Below are 15,837 nucleotides of genomic sequence, written 5' to 3'. Positions count from 1 at the left end.
CTTATCTGGTATGGTTTTTATCAATCAATTAAGGGGAAGCTTTATGTTTTTTAAAAAATTCTGGAGAAAAAAATCAAATTCTGATATTCAATCAGTACAAGATAAACCAATCGCTCAAGATAAGATATCTCTCGCTATTCAAACATTCTGGACACAGGTAAAAGCATCTGAGCAGACATTTAATACGCTAGAGCCAATCTCTATCATGGAAAATCTCAATAATCTTTTAATAGATAATCAATTAAATGTTATTGCTGAGCTTACACGAGGAGATAAAAAAAATCATAAAATAATTTTTACGGCTGAAGGCCGAATTGAGCAGTTTGAACTAGTGATACGAATCGTTAAACATGCACCGGATCTGAATTTTTTTGAAATAGAAGCATTTAGGACGCGGGTTGAAAATCTGGATGTATTCTCTATAATGCATCATGATCATTCTCTTTCATTGAGCCCGGCTGATTTATTGATTTATCATCATGAAGAATATCGTAAAATCTCTTTGGAAATTGCGTTTGGTAAAACTATTCCTGAAGAGATGAAGCAAATCGCCCAGTCGACTGCATTTATCTTGCTTGATCATGCATTAGGAGAATATGATTTTTCTATTAAAATCGATTGTGTCAACTTTTTAGAAATTCCCAAAGAGGCAACCGCAGTACCTCTTAATGAATTTGTAACGGTGTTTGATCAGTTATGGCAAGATAAATTAAAGCATACAGGTATTTTTCCTCTTTCTGATAAAGAGGATAGATGGAATGTATTTGAAATCAGTGATCAAAATGATCCTGATAACAAAAGATTTGTGCAAAGAAATGAGACAGCCGATGTATTGGTAGGTGATTTCAATTATTGCTATGCTTTAACTATAACAGCCGATGTGGATAGTAAGGAAAATTTATCTCTGGTTTATGAACTAGAAGATACTATTAATCCGGCTCTACGATTTAATAAACAGGGCATTCATTGTCAAAATACCCTTTATCAGGGTGTAAGAACCATGTTATGGCATGTGCAGGATAAACAATCAGCTATGACATTAGCACAACGTCTGGCAGATCAGTATAGAACCCTTTCAATTAAAATTGAGTGCGAATTTGATCCGGGCTGGTCACAATATTTAAGTTGGGTAGAAAAATAAAGATAACAATAGTTTTATTTTTTATTGGTTTTCTTTGAAAATTTTATATTTCTTCTCATTCCAAAAAAAGAATAAATTAACAAATATTTAACAATATAAAAAGCCTGATGGGCTGGTTGAAGCTGTTTCGCGACGAGCAGGAGTTAGCGGAACAAGCTATAGTAAAAAAGAAATAGTATTGAAAAGGCATTGATTTTACGATCTGATGATCATTTAGCATATATTGACTCTGATACAGCCGAGGCTACTATTGCTATGGGTTTGTTCTTTGATAAATATTTAAATACGTATTATTTATTGTTGCAATTCATTTTTGAATAAAATAAAAAAACCGGATAATAAATTAGTATTATCCGGTTCTAGAAATGATAGATTTTTATAAAATATCTTTTTTATCAGTTAACTGAGGTAGCAGTGCATCCTGACTTACTGATAATAGCCCGCTCTGAGTATATATACCCAATTTGTTGCGGGTATCGATAATATCCAGATTACGCATGGTAAGCTGGCCGATACGGTCAGCAGGGGAAAAGGCAGCATTATCTACTTTTTCCATGCTTAACCGCTCCGGCTGATAAGTAAGATTAGATGATTCGGTATTGAGAATAGAGTAATCATTACCGCGGCGTAATTCCAGCGTAACTTCACCGGTAATAGCTTTGGCTACCCAGCGTTGCGCAGTTTCACGCAGCATGAGCGCCTGTGAATCAAACCAGCGTCCCTGATACAGCAGTCTGCCCAGACGCAGACCATTAATGCGGTACTGTTCAATCGTATCCTCGTTATGGATGCCGGTAAGCAGGCGTTCATAGGCAATATGCAGCAATGCCATTGCCGGTGCTTCATAAATACCGCGTGATTTAGCCTCAATAATACGATTTTCAATCTGATCTGTCATGCCAAGACCATGTCGGCCGCCAATACGGTTGGCTTCCAGAATCAGCTCTACCGGATCATGGTATTCAACACCATTTAAAGCCACCGGTACACCTTCTGTAAACCGCACACTTACTTCTTCAGCCGGAATGGTTACATGTTCATCCCAGAAAGCCACGCCCATAATCGGCTGTACGATTTTCATGCTGCTATTGAGCATTTCCAGATCTTTAGCTTCATGGGTAGCACCGAGCATATTGGAGTCGGTTGAGTAGGCTTTTTCAACAGACATTTTATAGTCAAAACCCTGAGCAATCAGAAATTCAGACATTTCATGACGTCCGCCCAGCTCATCAATAAACTGTTGATCCAACCATGGCTTGTAGATGCGTAAAGCCGGATTAGTTAACAGCCCGTAGCGATAGAAGCGTTCAATATCATTGCCTTTATAGGTGGAGCCATCACCCCATATATGTACATCATCTTCTTTCATTGCGGCTACCAGCATTGTGCCGGTAACAGCCCGTCCCAGCGGGGTAGTATTAAAATAAGGCATACCACCCGTATGTACATGGAATGCTCCGCTTTGTATTGCAGCAATACCTTCATGCGCCAGCTGTGTGCGACAATCAATCAGACGGGCTTTTTGAGCACCGTATTCGAGTGCTTTTTGCGGAATAGCATCATAATCATCTTCATCAGGCTGTCCCAGATTAGCTGTATAGGCATAAGGTAAAGCGCCCTTCAGTTTCATCCAGAGTAATGCTGTAGAGGTATCCAGCCCGCCGGAAAAAGCAATGCCAACTTTTTCGCCAACGGGCAGGTGTTGCAGAATAGTGCTGTGGTTACTCATATTAACTCCCTTGAGTGATGTATTTGCAAAATATGAAAATTTATTGCCATACCAGTAGTGCATGGTTGCGTTTACCGCGCCGCAAAATGGTGTAGTGCCCGAAACGTTTGTCATCGCTGCTGAATACGTAATCAGCACTGTCAATTTTTTGCCCGTTAACCATGACTGCTCCCTGACTGATAAAGCCGCGTGCTTCATTATTGGATTTGGCCAGTGACGCAGTAGTTAAGGCCTGCACGATATTGATGGATTCAGTAACTGGAAATGCAGGTAAGCCATCCAGAGATAATTGCTGAAAATCGCTTTCAGTAAGTGCACTCTGATCTTCGGCAAACAGGCTGGCAGAAATACGCTGTGCTGCAGCCAGAGCTTCTTCACCATGAATCAGTCGGGTCATTTCCTCTGCCAGAATGCGCTGTGCCTGTGGCTTACTGCCACTGGCCTGATCGCTGGCTTCAATGGCCTCTATCTCTGCCATACTGAGGAAAGTAAAATATTTGAGGAATTTATATACATCCGCATCAGCAACTTTTAACCAGAACTGATAGAACTGGTAAGGAGAGGTTTTTTCTGCACTCAGCCAGACTGCACCACCTTCGGTTTTACCAAATTTAGTTCCGTCAGCTTTAGTTACCAGTGGTAGTGTCAAACCATAAACGGTAGCCTGATGCAGCCGGCGGGAGAGGTCAATCCCTCCGGTGATATTACCCCACTGATCCGAACCGCCGATTTGCAATACGGCACCGTGGCGGCGATACAGTTCAGCAAAATCGTAACCTTGGAGCAGAGCATAGGCAAATTCGGTAAATGAAATACCTACATCATCACGGCTTAGACGCTGTTTTACTGACTCTTTGTTCAGCATGGCATTTACAGAAAAATGTTTGCCGATATCGCGCAGAAAATCCAGACAATTCATGCTGCCGAACCAGTCAAAATTATTTGCCATAATGGCGGCATTGTCACCACTGAAGCTAAGGAATGGTTGTAGCTGCGCGCGTATTTTGGCTACCCAGTCCTGTACGGTTTCTAAAGTGTTGAGCGAACGTTCCTGTGCCTTGAAGCTCGGATCACCAATCATACCAGTGGCACCTCCTACCAGCGCGATTGGTGTATGTCCGGCCAGTTGAAAGCGGCGTAAAACCAGAATAGGTAACAGGTGACCGATATGCAGACTGTCGGCTGTCGGGTCGAAACCACAGTACAGAGTAATTTTCTTTTCGTTTAATAATGTATCAAGAGCCTGTGCATCAGTGGTTTGAGCTATCAGGCCTCGTTGCTGTAAGTCGTGAACAACGCTGGTCATGATTGGATTTTGTTCTTTCAAATTAAATAAATTAGCTAAAATTAAGTTTGTCTGGCTCAGACTGCACATAAAAACATAATAGCAAATATCATATTTTTGCTGGTTTTGGCTGATTAGTCTGTTTTAGCGCCTAATAATGATGCATTATTTTACACGATTTGTTTATTGCTGCATTTGTGGTTGTAATAAATTGATAATTCATTAGTTTGGTAATGGTCGGAAATACTTTATCAGTTTCTGTTTATAAATAGACACAGTGATATTTATAATAGGTAAATCATATGGATAACCAATATCAAAGCTGATATTTATTAGTTGCTGGCAGATGGTTTAGATAACCGAACCGAGAGGGTTCGATATGTCAGGCTAAAAAATAAATTTATTATTAACCGAAATGCATAAACCAGCTATATTCTGGATAAGAATATAGCTGGTTTAAAGAGATTAATGGTTATACGTTAAACAGGAAATGAATTACATCACCATCATTTACGATGTATTCCTTGCCTTCAGCACGCATTTTACCGGCCTCTTTAGCTTTGGCTTCACCTCCGCAGGCAATGAAATCTTCGTAAGCAATAACCTGAGCACGGATAAAACCACGTTCAAAATCGGTATGAATAACACCGGCAGCCTGAGGGGCAGTATCGCCTTTATGGATGGTCCATGCTCTGACTTCCTGAACGCCGGCAGTAAAATAGGTTTGCAAACCGAGTAAGTCGTAGCCGGCGCGAATCAGTCGATTCAGACCCGGTTCTTTTAAACCCATTTCTTGCAGAAATTCGGCTTTATCAGCCTCATCCAGATCGGCAATTTCGCTTTCCATTGCTGCACATAGTGCAACAACAGGTGCATTTTCCTGTGCCGCCAGTTGTTGCAGACGTTCCAGATGCGGGTTGTTATCAAAGCCATCTTCAGCTACATTGGCTACGTACATTGCCGGTTTTACAGTAAGCAGACATAAAGGTTTAATCAGTGCCAGCTCATCCTGATCCAGTTCTGCCGAACGTACGGGTTTACCTTCAAGCAGATGTTGTTGCAAGCGCTCCAGAATGGCCACCAGTTTTTGTGCTTCTTTATCACCGGATTTGGCTTTCTTGCTTTCGCGTATGATGGTTTTTTCTACACTGGCTAAATCTGCAAGTGCCAACTCGGTACCAATGACTTCAATATCCGAAATCGGATCTACCTTTCCGGAAACATGCACAATGTTATCATCATCAAAGCAGCGCACAACGTTTACGATGGCATCAGTTTCACGGATATTGGCGAGAAACTGATTACCCAGACCTTCGCCTTTACTGGCTCCGGCTACCAGTCCGGCAATATCGACAAATTCAACGATGGCCGGCTGGGTTCGTTTGGGATTAACGATTTTAGCCAACTCTTCCATACGATCATCCGGCACTTCAACAATACCGACATTAGGCTCAATAGTACAGAAAGGATAATTGGCAGCTTCAATACCAGACTGGGTAAGGGCGTTAAACAGGGTAGATTTGCCTACATTGGGCAAACCCACAATGCCACATTTCAAACTCATGATATTCCTTGAAAACAGGCGATATTTAAAAATGGCTGAATTGTATCATAAAGCATGCAGATACCTGTGCCAAACCGGTAAAACACTGTGTTATTCTCCTTTAAATGCGCATTTATCGCTCTTTAAACGCCAGATAAATACTATATGAATTGAAGTCATATAAAATGATTTATAAAAACAATAAAATAATAATTTTTTCTTTTTGAGTGCTTGCATAATCAGAAAAATATCGTATAATTGCGACTCTCTTGAAATGAGATACGGCGAATTAGCTCAGTCGGTTAGAGCAGAGGAATCATAATCCTTGTGTCCGGGGTTCGAATCCCTGATTCGCCACCAAATAAATCGCAAGCTCTGGTTGAGTTTGCGTTTTTTATTATCTATGTTATTTTATACATATAGCATATAATTTAATTGTCCTGACTGTTTCCTGCGCAGATGTTTTCCGGATTTATTGGTAAACTGTAAAATACAGGCAGCTGTTGATTTTGCTGCCTGTGATCTTAAATACAGATTTATGTTGAATTTTCTGGTTAACATTAACTATTGTGTACTTCTGCTTATTCAAATTAAATTCTTTGATCCATTTCCTGAGCAGGACTTTCATGATTATCTGTTTTGCTGATAACGCGCGCAGGTACGCCTACTACTGTCGAATATTCCGGAACATCATTAACTACGACACTGCCGGCACCTACTTTGGCGCAGGTATGTACACGAATATTGCCTAGTACAGAGGCATTGGCTCCGATCATGACGCCGTCACTGATTTTCGGATGCCTGTCACCGCTCTGTTTACCGGACCCACCCAGAGTAACACCATGTAACAGCGAAATATTATTACCCAGCACCGCTGTTTCGCCAATCACCACACCCGTACCATGGTCAATCATAATTCCATAGCCCATTGAAGCAGCAGGATGAATATCAACTCCTAATACTTCGGAAGCACGATTTTGCAAAAAATAAGCCAGAGTATGGCGATTCTGTTGCCAGAGCCAGTGGTTAATGCGATGGGTCTGTATAGCGTGAAAACCTTTGTAATACAATAATGGTAGACTATAGGTTTCACAGGCAGGATCGCGTTCATAATAGGCAACAATATCTGCCAGGGCTGCATGAATAATAGAAGTGTCCTGATGTAAGGCTTCCAGATAAATCTCGAATAATGCCCGCGCATCCATTACAGCACTGGACATTTTGGTAGATAGATGGAAGGCCAGCATGCGGGCAAAATTTTTATGACGTAATACGCTCAAGTGCAGAAAGCTGGCCAGTATAGGTTCATTGCTGGCTGCTATTTCAGTTTCATGACGAATGGTTTGCCACAGGTTTTCAGCCTGAGTAGCATCAGGTAAATTCATATGTTTAATTTCTCGTTTGCAGATTAAATTTATTGAATCACAATATCATATTGTTCCTGAGTGTAAGTGGTTTCTACTGCCAGAGCAATCGGCTTGCCAATAAAATCACTTAGCATTTTCAGAGAATCGGCTTCTTCATCCAGAAACAAATCTATGACGCTGGGAGAGGCCAGTATACGCAATTGCTTAAGATCAGGACGACGTGATTCGCACACTATTTCACGCAAAATTTCATAGCACATAGTTTGTGCTGTTTTGATGCGACCGCGCCCCTGACAGACAGGGCAGGGTTCACACAGTATCTGGGTCAGATTTTCCCGGGTACGTTTGCGTGTTAGCTCTACCAGACCTAAACTGGTAAAACCGTTAAGTGTAACGCGGGTACGGTCGTAGGCCAGCGCTTGAGCAAGCTCGGTCAGAATTTCCTGCTGGTGTGCTTCGTTGGTCATATCGATAAAATCAATAATGATAATTCCCCCCAGATTGCGTAAACGCAGTTCACGTGCAATCACATGGCAAGCTTCCAGATTGGTTTTAAAGATAGTTTCTTCAAAATTGCGTGCACCGACAAAACCACCGGTATTTACATCAATGGTAGTCATAGCTTCTGTCGGCTCAATAATAATATAGCCGCCAAAATCCAGATTCACCCGTGGTTGCAGAGAGCGGTTAATTTTGGCTTCGATATTGTATTTTTCAAATAACGGACAATCATCCTTAAATAATTGCAATTTATCCAGTGCACCCTGAGAATAATTCGTGGCAAATTCGTGCATGCGTTGATAATGGCTGGTTGAATCCACAATAATGTGATTGATATTGTCACTGTACATATCACGCAATACACGTAAACTCAGGGGTAAATCCTGATACAGTAATGTTTCAGGCGGGCAGGTTTTTGATAGTTGCTGAATATGCTGCCATCGCTTGGTCAGATAATTGATATCAGCCTGCAATTCTGCATCAGTCGCATTTTCGGCACTGGTACGGATAATATAACCATGGGCAGCATCCGCCGGTAACAGATTTTCCAGCCGTTCACGTAACTGGTTGCGTTCCTCTTCGTCTTCAATACGTTGTGAGATGCCGATATGCTCATCCTGAGGCAGATATACGAGAAAACGGCCAGCCAGTGATATCTGGGTAGACAGACGTGCGCCTTTAGTATTAATCGGGTCTTTGATGACCTGTACAACAATTGATTGTCCTTCACGCAGCGTGTGTTCAATACGCTGAATCTGTTCTGGTTGCTGACGCTGCTCGAGTACATCAACAATATGCAGAAAAGCAGCACGTTCCAGTCCGATATCAATAAAGGCGCTTTGCATACCGGGTAATACACGGCGCACCACACCCAGATAAATATTGCCTACCAGACCATGGCCGCAATTACGTTCAATATGGATTTCACACAACGTATTTTCTTCCATTACGGCTACTCTGGTTTCTTGCGGAGTAATATTTACCAGTACCGTTTCAGCCGGCCGCTGAATATCCTTCGGCAGCGATATGTCGCTGTTATGCATGATGGAGCTTTCAATTTAATCAAATCACTTTGTGCAGTCTCCATCTGTACAGATAAAAACTGTACAAAGTAATCTGGTCTGTTTATATAGTGCGATTGACATCATAGCGCAGCCAAGAGTTTCCTGCCAAACGCAGTTGCATACAGTTGTCTGGCAAAGTAGTCTGCAAATAAATATAAAACTTAAATTTGTAGTATTTACTGTAATAGCGGATACATTATTTTAACTGTGAGCAGCTCTTGATACATTCGGCAACTAACCGGGGACCTCGAAAAATCAGACCTGAATACAACTGGATGGCGGAGGCACCAAGACGGATTTTTTCTGCTGCATCTGTGCCAGTCGTAATGCCACCTACACCGATAAGCGGAATTTGCGAATTAATGTGTGCAGATAACTGATTCAGAACGTAATTACTCTGTGTCTGTACGGGATGACCAGACAACCCGCCAGTTTCCTGAGCAAATTTATGCGTATCCAAAGCAGTTTTGTCTATAGTAGTATTGGTGGCAATAATTCCGTCTATTTGAGTATTCAATGCAACCTCTGCAATGGCTTCAATTTGCTCTTCATCCAGATCGGGAGCAATTTTGATGGCAATAGGCACATAGCGGCTTTGCTGAGTAGCCAGCTGAGCCTGACGGTTTTTCAGGTGGTTTAATAATCTGTCCAGCTCTCCGGCACTTTGCAGACTGCGTAAATCACGTGTGTTGGGTGAAGAAATATTAACAGTCACATAACTGGCATGCGGATAGGCTTTTTCCAGACAAATCAGATAATCATCCACTGCTTTTTCAATCGGTGTGGCAGCATTTTTGCCAATATTAATCCCCAATATACCGCGATACCTGCTATTTGCAATATTATTGATTAAAGTATCAATACCATAATTGTTAAAGCCCATACGATTAATAATTGCCTGTTGCTTTGGTAATCTGAATAACCGCGGCTTAGGATTGCCTGCCTGAGGTAGTGGTGTCACAGTGCCTACTTCTATAAAACCAAATCCCAGCATAGCAAGTGCATCAATATATTCACCATTTTTATCCAGACCGGCAGCCAGTCCTACAGGATTGGGGAGCGTTAGTCCCATCAGTGTTGTGGTATTGTTAATATTGTTTTTAGGAAAAATACCATTGGTATTTTTCTGCATGAATGAGAAGCTTGGTTTGCATCCCAGTAAAAAACCACAATGATAACGATGTAACCATTGCAGCGATTTTAATGTCAGGTAATGGGCTTTTTCAGGATCCAGTCTGAATAGCAATGGTTTAATAATAGGATACATGATATTGATGATTGAAAAAGGAAGAAATATTATAACCAACAACACTATCAATTCGGGTGGAAAATAATCAAATTCGGTATGTGTAGGTGAATAAATTATTTAGTTGCTGCCGATAAATATTTTATGTTTTATAACAATAGCCTCTTCATCTGATGATATATAACAATATACCCGTTTATGGTTCTGTAATTTAGAGCAGAAAGCATAAACGGGCATAATAATCAGAATATCTGTTCATTATTGCGGTTATAGCCGGATATCACCATGGTTTGTCAGCCATACCCTGAAAATTCTGCTGTAATGTGCTGCCTATGCTTCGTCCGAAGCGTTTCCAGCTGGTTTCAGCAGTGTAATCTACCAGTTCCGGAGCTTCAATAACATCGCGGGCAACTGTGTAAATATTGCCAAAATCATCTACTAGTCCGACTGCTTTAGCTTCTTCACCGGTATAAGCACGACCGCTGAATATGTCCGGATTATCAGCAACTTTTAACCGGTCACCACGCCCCTGCTGCACCGCCTGAATGAATTGCTTATGAATACTGCTTAGCATTTGTTGCCAGATTTCCGCCTGTTCCGGGGTTTCCGGCACAAATGGATCGCCCATATCTTTATTGTTGCCGGCTATTTTTACCCGGCGTTTAATTCCAAGTTTGTCAATCAGACCTGTAAAATCAAAACTGCTGCCAATAACACCGATACTGCCGACAAGGCTGGACGGATCTGCATAAATTTTATCTGCGGCACTGGCAATATAATAACAACCGGAGGCGCACATATCCTCAGTTACAACATATAAAGGTATCTTCGGATGTTTTGCTTTCAGATGTCGGATTTCTTCATAGGCAATACTGGAAATGACCGGTGAACCGCCCGGGCTGTTGGCACGAATGATAATGCCTTTAACATTTTTATTCTTATAGGCTGTTTTAAGGCTTTTACGTAATAATTCTGCCTGATTATTCTCGCTGCTGATCACACCACTCAGATCAATGACCGCTGTGTGCGGGCTATTGGGTATTGAACTTCCCATCGCTGCTGTAATGATAAAAATAATAATGCACAGCCAGAGTAATCGCCAGACCCAGCGCCAGATTCGATTGCGCCGTTGTTCGCGGTATACTTCAAGTAACAGCTTCTCCAGCATATTGCGTTCCCAGCTGCTATTTTTTTCAGGATTGCCATTTGTCGACCCTGATCCATTAATTTTGATTGTCATTTGCTTTATTCTCTGCTGTTAGTATGTATCCGGCCATTCTGCTTCTGTCAGCTCTGTTGTTGATTCTGTAAAGTGGTTTATAACTGAAATTAAGCCGGAATCTAATTATATCTGAATTAATATTTGTCTATGTTCTTATTGTTTAAGAATTCGGGTCAAGCTTTATCTGTATGAGCGTCTAAATTATAATAGCGCAGCTATTAGCCGGAGCAAGTTAAATTAGACGATAGTTAATAAGCTGAAACAATAGAATAAAGGAAGTTGTTGTACTACATCCGGTACTGTATTTTATAGATAAATTTAAACATTGTATCGAAACTGAAGCTGAGTCTGTTGGTACTGATATCTGTATATTCGAAGGATGAAATCGATTAGTCCGTTTAATGTGCTTAGTCTGTATTCAGCATCATTCATGTTTGTCATTTTGTAATTAAAACTTGGAAAATCATGTCCAGATTCTTTTTTAACGACCGTAAACAACTGGTTAATGAAGCGATTGAGGGTTTAATTATTTCCGCACCTGAAGGTAACCTTGTCAGGTTGGATACGGACCCGGCAATTCGGGTAGTGATGCGTAATGACTGGGATAAAAGCAAAGTAGCAGTTATTTCCGGCGGTGGTTCCGGTCATGAGCCCGCACATGCCGGTTTTGTTGGCAAAGGTATGTTAACTGCAGCAGTGTGCGGAGATTTATTTGCTTCGCCCAGCGTCGATGCGGTATTTAGCGCAATTATGGCGGTAACGGGAGAACAAGGTTGTTTGTTAATCGTCAAAAATTATACCGGAGACCGGCTGAATTTCGGACTGGCGGCGGAAAAGGCTAAAAGTCATGGGATAAATGTGGAGATGGTTATTGTTGCAGATGATATTTCTCTGCCGGAAAACAGACAACCCCGCGGTATTGCCGGTACAGTACTGGTGCATAAGATAGCAGGTTATGCGGCAGAGGAAGGTAAATCCTTATCTCAGGTACGCGAGATAGCACAGCAAACCTGTGACAATCTGTATAGCTTAGGTGTAGCCATGCAAACCTGTAATTTACCGGACTATACAGAAGAAAGACGAATTAAAGCCGGACAGGTCGAACTTGGTCTGGGTATTCATGGCGAACCGGGTGCTTCTGTAGAGGATACGCACAATAGCAAAATATTGATTGATACACTGGTTCGGGCATTATCGAAGTCAGCTGGGGCAGGCCGTTTTGCTGTTTTAATTAATAATCTGGGCGGTGTGTCTGCGCTAGAAATGGCCGTACTGACACGTGAGTTAGCGCATTCAGCTATTAGTAAACAGACAGATTTACTGATTGGTCCTGCATCACTGGTAACTTCCTTGGATATGAAAGGTTTTTCACTTTCCTTGCTTAAGCTGAACGATTACTTTAGTAAGGCACTTAATGCGCCCGTAGAAACACAGGGATGGCAGAAACCCGTAGTTTTACAGCCACTAAAAACCATAGTATGTGAAACTGAATATAAACAGTCAGTTTATATTCCATCCGAAAATGCCCGGATAGCAGAATATATCAATGTCATTACTGATACTTTGATTCGAATGGAAAATCAGCTTAATGCTCTGGATGCAAAAGTAGGTGATGGCGATACTGGAAGTACATTTGCTCATGCTGCTCATGCTATTGCTTCGCAGCTGGCACAAAAACACCTACCGTTAAATGATTTGCCTCAACTGTTGTTGTGCATTGGCGAGCGACTGTCTGTTGTTATGGGTGGTTCAAGCGGAGTATTGATGTCGATTTTTTTCACCGCAGCCGGTCAGAAATTACAGACAGGCGGTACGCTCGTAGATGCATTATTAAACGGGCTGGCACAAATGAAACATTATGGTGGTGCAGATATAGGTGACCGAACTCTGATTGACGCATTACAACCGGCGTTAGATGTATGGCAGAACCGGAATTTTTCTGCCGCCATACAGGCAGCCAGAGAGGGAACAGAAAAAACTGCTGGGATGCATAAAGCCGGAGCAGGGCGTTCATCTTACGTTAATCAGCAAAATCTCGCCGGAGTGCCTGATCCGGGGGCAGTGGCAGTAGCTGAGGTGTTTACTGCACTGGGTAAGTTACAGATTAAGCTGTAAGATGAAAGTTAAAGTGTTTAGATATTACTCATAAATTAATTTTGATTCTGAATAATAAACGGGTAATATCTATGACATATTTTATGTTAAATTAAGCTAGTAATTTTTTGTTTTAAAATAATATTATTTTAAATAATATATTTATACTATTTTAATAGGATAGAATTAGATGAAAGCAGTAATTCCTGTAGCAGGATTAGGTACACGTATGTTACCAGCCACAAAAGCTATTCCAAAAGAAATGCTGACTGTGGCCGATAAACCATTAATTCAATATATCGTTCAGGAATGTGCTGCTGCAGGAATTAATGAAATTGTTCTGGTTAACCATGCATTTAAAGCGGCAATTGAAAACCACTTTGATACAGCATTTGAGCTGGAAACACAGTTGCAGAACAAAGGTAAAACGGCTTTATTGGATGAAATCCGAAACGTATTACCTCGTGGAATGCAAATAATACAAGTCCGTCAAAGTGAAGCCAAAGGTTTGGGTCATGCAATGCTGTGTGCTCGTTCTGTTATTGGTGATGAACCATTTGCTGTTTTACTGCCAGATGTGCTGATAGATGAAAAAGCCTGTAATCTGGCTACAGATAATCTGGCTGCAATGCTAAAACAGTTCCAGACTACACAGCGCAGCCAGATTATGGTTGAACGTGTACCGATGAGTGAGGTCAATAAATACGGCATTGTTGATTGTAATGGTCAGCAGGCTGATTCCGGAAACAGCATCAGGATGAGTGCCATTGTCGAAAAACCTTCAACAGAACAGGCTCCGTCTGATCTGGCTGTGGTTGGCCGTTATGTACTTTCAGCCGGTATCTGGTCTAAGCTGGAAAAAACACTGCCCGGTGCAGGAGGCGAGATTCAGCTTACTGATGCTATCGCAGCCCTGATGCAGCAGGAAGCTGTGGATGCTTTTGTGATTCAGGGTTATTCACATGATTGCGGTAACAAACTTGGCTATATGAAAACTTTCATTGAATATAGTCTGCGTCACAATCAATGTGGTACCGCACTCAGGCAATGGCTGCAGCAGCAAGCATTTTGATACAGGCAGATACAGATAGATATAAACATCGTTTACATTTTGCTAGATGTTTTTGGCAAATGATTCAGGAATAGTTGCAGATCATCCGGTAAAGGAGCGGTAAGCTGTAAAATATCGCCACTAACCGGATGAGTCAGCGTTAATTCAGAAGCATGTAAAAACATTCTTTTCAGCCCGGCTTTTTGCAGGCGCTTATTTATCTGATAATCACCATAACGCTCATCTCCGGCAATAGGGCATAACTGTGATTGCATATGGACACGTATCTGATGGGTGCGACCTGTTTTAAGTGTTGCTTCCATAAGTGTTAATGCTCTGATACCTATATGGTGTAATTGCTCGCCTGCATAACGTTGCAGTATCCGGAACTGCGTATGTGCCCGTTGTCCTTCCTGGGTATTGCCGGCGATACGTACCATTTTTTCCCCTTGTGCGCCGATATATTTCAGCAGTGGAAGTTTAATTTGCCCTATATTTTCCGGCCAGTTGCCAATGGCCAGGGCTAGGTACACTTTATGCGGATGATTCTGGCGGATTGATTCATGCAGTTTGACCAAAGCACTGCGTTTTTTGGCTATCATCAACAAGCCGCTAGTATCTTTATCCAGCCGGTGAACTAGCTCCAGATAACGGGATTCAGGGCGGGCGCGGCGCAGCTGCTCAATAACACCAAAACTAATACCACTGCCGCCATGTACAGCAATACCGGCTGGTTTGTTAATCACAAGTAATACATCATCTTCATACACAACCGTAAATTCCTGAGCAGGAATAGCCAAAGTTGTTGCGGATGCGTGTCTGGCCGCAATGCGAATAGGGGGTAAGCGGATCTCATCATTGGTTTGAATCCGGTCTGTTCCTTTGCAGCGTTTTTTGTTCAGCCGGACTTCCCCGCTACGAATAATGCGCTGAATATGACTTTTCGGTACTCCCTTTAATTCCCGTATTAAATAATTATCCAGTCTCTGACCGGCACTTTCTGCACAGACAGATAAAAACTGCACTGAATCTTTGCTTAAAACCGTCATATTGCTTATAATCCGTAAGCTTTTATAAATAAATAAAAGTCATCAGTGGTCATGACCAAATATCGTGTTGGCAGACTGAACTGAACCAAAAATGGCCGCATTTTGCCCGAAGCTGAAAAAGTGCCTGAAAGCGCAATTTGGCTGTAAATAATGAAATGTTAACGTATTTACCGGAAAAACGCACTGTTGCAGGCGTATTTCCCCGTGTTGCTGACCAGCCGTCAGCAGCAAGGGTTAGTGATTAAGTTTGACTCCATCAGGTGGCAAGCCACGGCTTCAGACGTGATCAGGCAGGACAAAACCTGAAAACGCAGCCGCTAATGTGCCCGAGCACCTGACAGAATAACAGAAGAATGGCTACCCCAGTTAAGTGTCCAATCCATACTGATCGGATACCGGACACACCCTGTTTAGCAGGAATTATGATGCTGAATGGCGGATATGATCTTTACACCTTCTTTATGATGAAAGCCTGTTTAGTTTGCCGCGAATGATTTAATCGGGCAAGGCTATGGGTGTCAAATACTAATTACAACGCCTCGTCA

General features: G+C 41.9%; 11 protein-coding genes and 1 tRNA gene. 4 read left to right on the top strand and 8 right to left on the bottom strand.

Features of this window, described 5'->3' with window-relative positions; translation table 11 throughout:
• Nucleotides 1-10 precede the first annotated feature (10 nt).
• Complete coding sequence (locus tag GYX91_RS08585; protein ID WP_174830610.1) at nt 11-1,141, top strand: hypothetical protein; 1,131 nt, start codon at nt 11-13, stop codon at nt 1,139-1,141.
• A 376-nt stretch (nt 1,142-1,517) separates the two neighbouring features.
• Here GYX91_RS08585 and argG read toward each other — a convergent pair whose 3' ends face one another.
• The 3 genes from argG to ychF all read right to left on the bottom strand — a co-directional run bounded on the left by argG (nt 1,518) and on the right by ychF (nt 5,719).
• The gene (gene argG, locus GYX91_RS08580; protein ID WP_174830609.1) at nt 1,518-2,870 is read right to left on the bottom strand and encodes an argininosuccinate synthase; all 1,353 of its coding nucleotides are present in this window, start codon (nt 2,868-2,870) and stop codon (nt 1,518-1,520) included.
• A 40-nt stretch (nt 2,871-2,910) separates the two neighbouring features.
• The gene (gene tyrS, locus GYX91_RS08575) at nt 2,911-4,176 is read right to left on the bottom strand and encodes a tyrosine--tRNA ligase (RefSeq protein ID WP_084551773.1); all 1,266 of its coding nucleotides are present in this window, start codon (nt 4,174-4,176) and stop codon (nt 2,911-2,913) included.
• Between the two features lie 451 nt (nt 4,177-4,627).
• Nucleotides 4,628-5,719: a redox-regulated ATPase YchF gene (gene ychF, locus GYX91_RS08570; protein WP_110414560.1), complete on the bottom strand. Its 1,092-nt coding sequence runs from the start codon at nt 5,717-5,719 to the stop codon at nt 4,628-4,630.
• A gap of 262 nt (nt 5,720-5,981) precedes the next feature.
• Here ychF and GYX91_RS08565 point away from each other — a divergent pair.
• Nucleotides 5,982-6,058, top strand: a tRNA-Met gene (locus GYX91_RS08565).
• Nucleotides 6,059-6,288: 230 nt separating this feature from the next.
• On the opposite strand, the gene cysE is transcribed toward GYX91_RS08565, so the two are convergent.
• The 4 genes from cysE to sppA all read right to left on the bottom strand — a co-directional run bounded on the left by cysE (nt 6,289) and on the right by sppA (nt 11,116).
• Nucleotides 6,289-7,083: a serine O-acetyltransferase gene (gene cysE / locus GYX91_RS08560; RefSeq protein ID WP_078475359.1), complete on the bottom strand. Its 795-nt coding sequence runs from the start codon at nt 7,081-7,083 to the stop codon at nt 6,289-6,291.
• A 29-nt stretch (nt 7,084-7,112) separates the two neighbouring features.
• A complete protein-coding gene (gene rng, locus GYX91_RS08555) occupies nt 7,113-8,609 on the bottom strand; it encodes a ribonuclease G (protein ID WP_078475358.1) in 1,497 nt (498 codons plus the stop codon).
• Between the two features lie 217 nt (nt 8,610-8,826).
• The gene (locus tag GYX91_RS08550) at nt 8,827-9,897 is read right to left on the bottom strand and encodes a quinone-dependent dihydroorotate dehydrogenase (RefSeq protein ID WP_174830608.1); all 1,071 of its coding nucleotides are present in this window, start codon (nt 9,895-9,897) and stop codon (nt 8,827-8,829) included.
• A 259-nt stretch (nt 9,898-10,156) separates the two neighbouring features.
• Nucleotides 10,157-11,116: a signal peptide peptidase SppA gene (gene sppA, locus GYX91_RS08545; RefSeq protein ID WP_174830607.1), complete on the bottom strand. Its 960-nt coding sequence runs from the start codon at nt 11,114-11,116 to the stop codon at nt 10,157-10,159.
• 447 nt (nt 11,117-11,563) lie between these two features.
• Between sppA and GYX91_RS08540 the strand changes: the two genes are divergently transcribed.
• Together GYX91_RS08540 and galU are read left to right on the top strand one after the other, a co-directional pair.
• Nucleotides 11,564-13,213 (top strand): dihydroxyacetone kinase subunit DhaK, encoded by a 1,650-nt coding sequence (locus tag GYX91_RS08540; protein WP_174830606.1) that lies wholly within the window; start codon nt 11,564-11,566, stop codon nt 13,211-13,213.
• Between the two features lie 169 nt (nt 13,214-13,382).
• Nucleotides 13,383-14,264, top strand: a complete 882-nt coding sequence (gene galU / locus GYX91_RS08535; RefSeq protein ID WP_174830605.1) for a UTP--glucose-1-phosphate uridylyltransferase GalU — start codon at nt 13,383-13,385, stop codon at nt 14,262-14,264.
• A gap of 32 nt (nt 14,265-14,296) precedes the next feature.
• On the opposite strand, the gene GYX91_RS08530 is transcribed toward galU, so the two are convergent.
• Nucleotides 14,297-15,292, bottom strand: coding sequence for an RluA family pseudouridine synthase (locus tag GYX91_RS08530; RefSeq protein ID WP_174830604.1), 996 nt, complete (start codon nt 15,290-15,292; stop codon nt 14,297-14,299).
• Nucleotides 15,293-15,837 lie beyond the last annotated feature (545 nt).

This window comes from Snodgrassella sp. ESL0304 (assembly GCF_013344995.1).
Classification (GTDB): Bacteria; Pseudomonadota; Gammaproteobacteria; order Burkholderiales; family Neisseriaceae; genus Snodgrassella; species Snodgrassella alvi.
The sequence above is the reverse complement of the archived record's forward strand: the minus strand, read 5'-3'. Positions and strand labels throughout refer to the sequence as shown.

What these genes read in the sequence shown, in the direction of transcription:
- GYX91_RS08585 (WP_174830610.1), top strand. Translation starts at nt 11, where the DNA reads ATGGTTTTTATCAATCAATTAAGGGGAAGCTTTATGTTTTTTAAAAAA.
- argG (WP_174830609.1), bottom strand. Translation starts at nt 2,870, where the DNA reads ATGAGTAACCACAGCACTATTCTGCAACACCTGCCCGTTGGCGAAAAA.
- tyrS (WP_084551773.1), bottom strand. Translation starts at nt 4,176, where the DNA reads ATGACCAGCGTTGTTCACGACTTACAGCAACGAGGCCTGATAGCTCAA.
- ychF (WP_110414560.1), bottom strand. Translation starts at nt 5,719, where the DNA reads ATGAGTTTGAAATGTGGCATTGTGGGTTTGCCCAATGTAGGCAAATCT.
- cysE (WP_078475359.1), bottom strand. Translation starts at nt 7,083, where the DNA reads ATGAATTTACCTGATGCTACTCAGGCTGAAAACCTGTGGCAAACCATT.
- rng (WP_078475358.1), bottom strand. Translation starts at nt 8,609, where the DNA reads ATGCATAACAGCGACATATCGCTGCCGAAGGATATTCAGCGGCCGGCT.
- GYX91_RS08550 (WP_174830608.1), bottom strand. Translation starts at nt 9,897, where the DNA reads ATGTATCCTATTATTAAACCATTGCTATTCAGACTGGATCCTGAAAAA.
- sppA (WP_174830607.1), bottom strand. Translation starts at nt 11,116, where the DNA reads ATGACAATCAAAATTAATGGATCAGGGTCGACAAATGGCAATCCTGAA.
- GYX91_RS08540 (WP_174830606.1), top strand. Translation starts at nt 11,564, where the DNA reads ATGTCCAGATTCTTTTTTAACGACCGTAAACAACTGGTTAATGAAGCG.
- galU (WP_174830605.1), top strand. Translation starts at nt 13,383, where the DNA reads ATGAAAGCAGTAATTCCTGTAGCAGGATTAGGTACACGTATGTTACCA.
- GYX91_RS08530 (WP_174830604.1), bottom strand. Translation starts at nt 15,292, where the DNA reads ATGACGGTTTTAAGCAAAGATTCAGTGCAGTTTTTATCTGTCTGTGCA.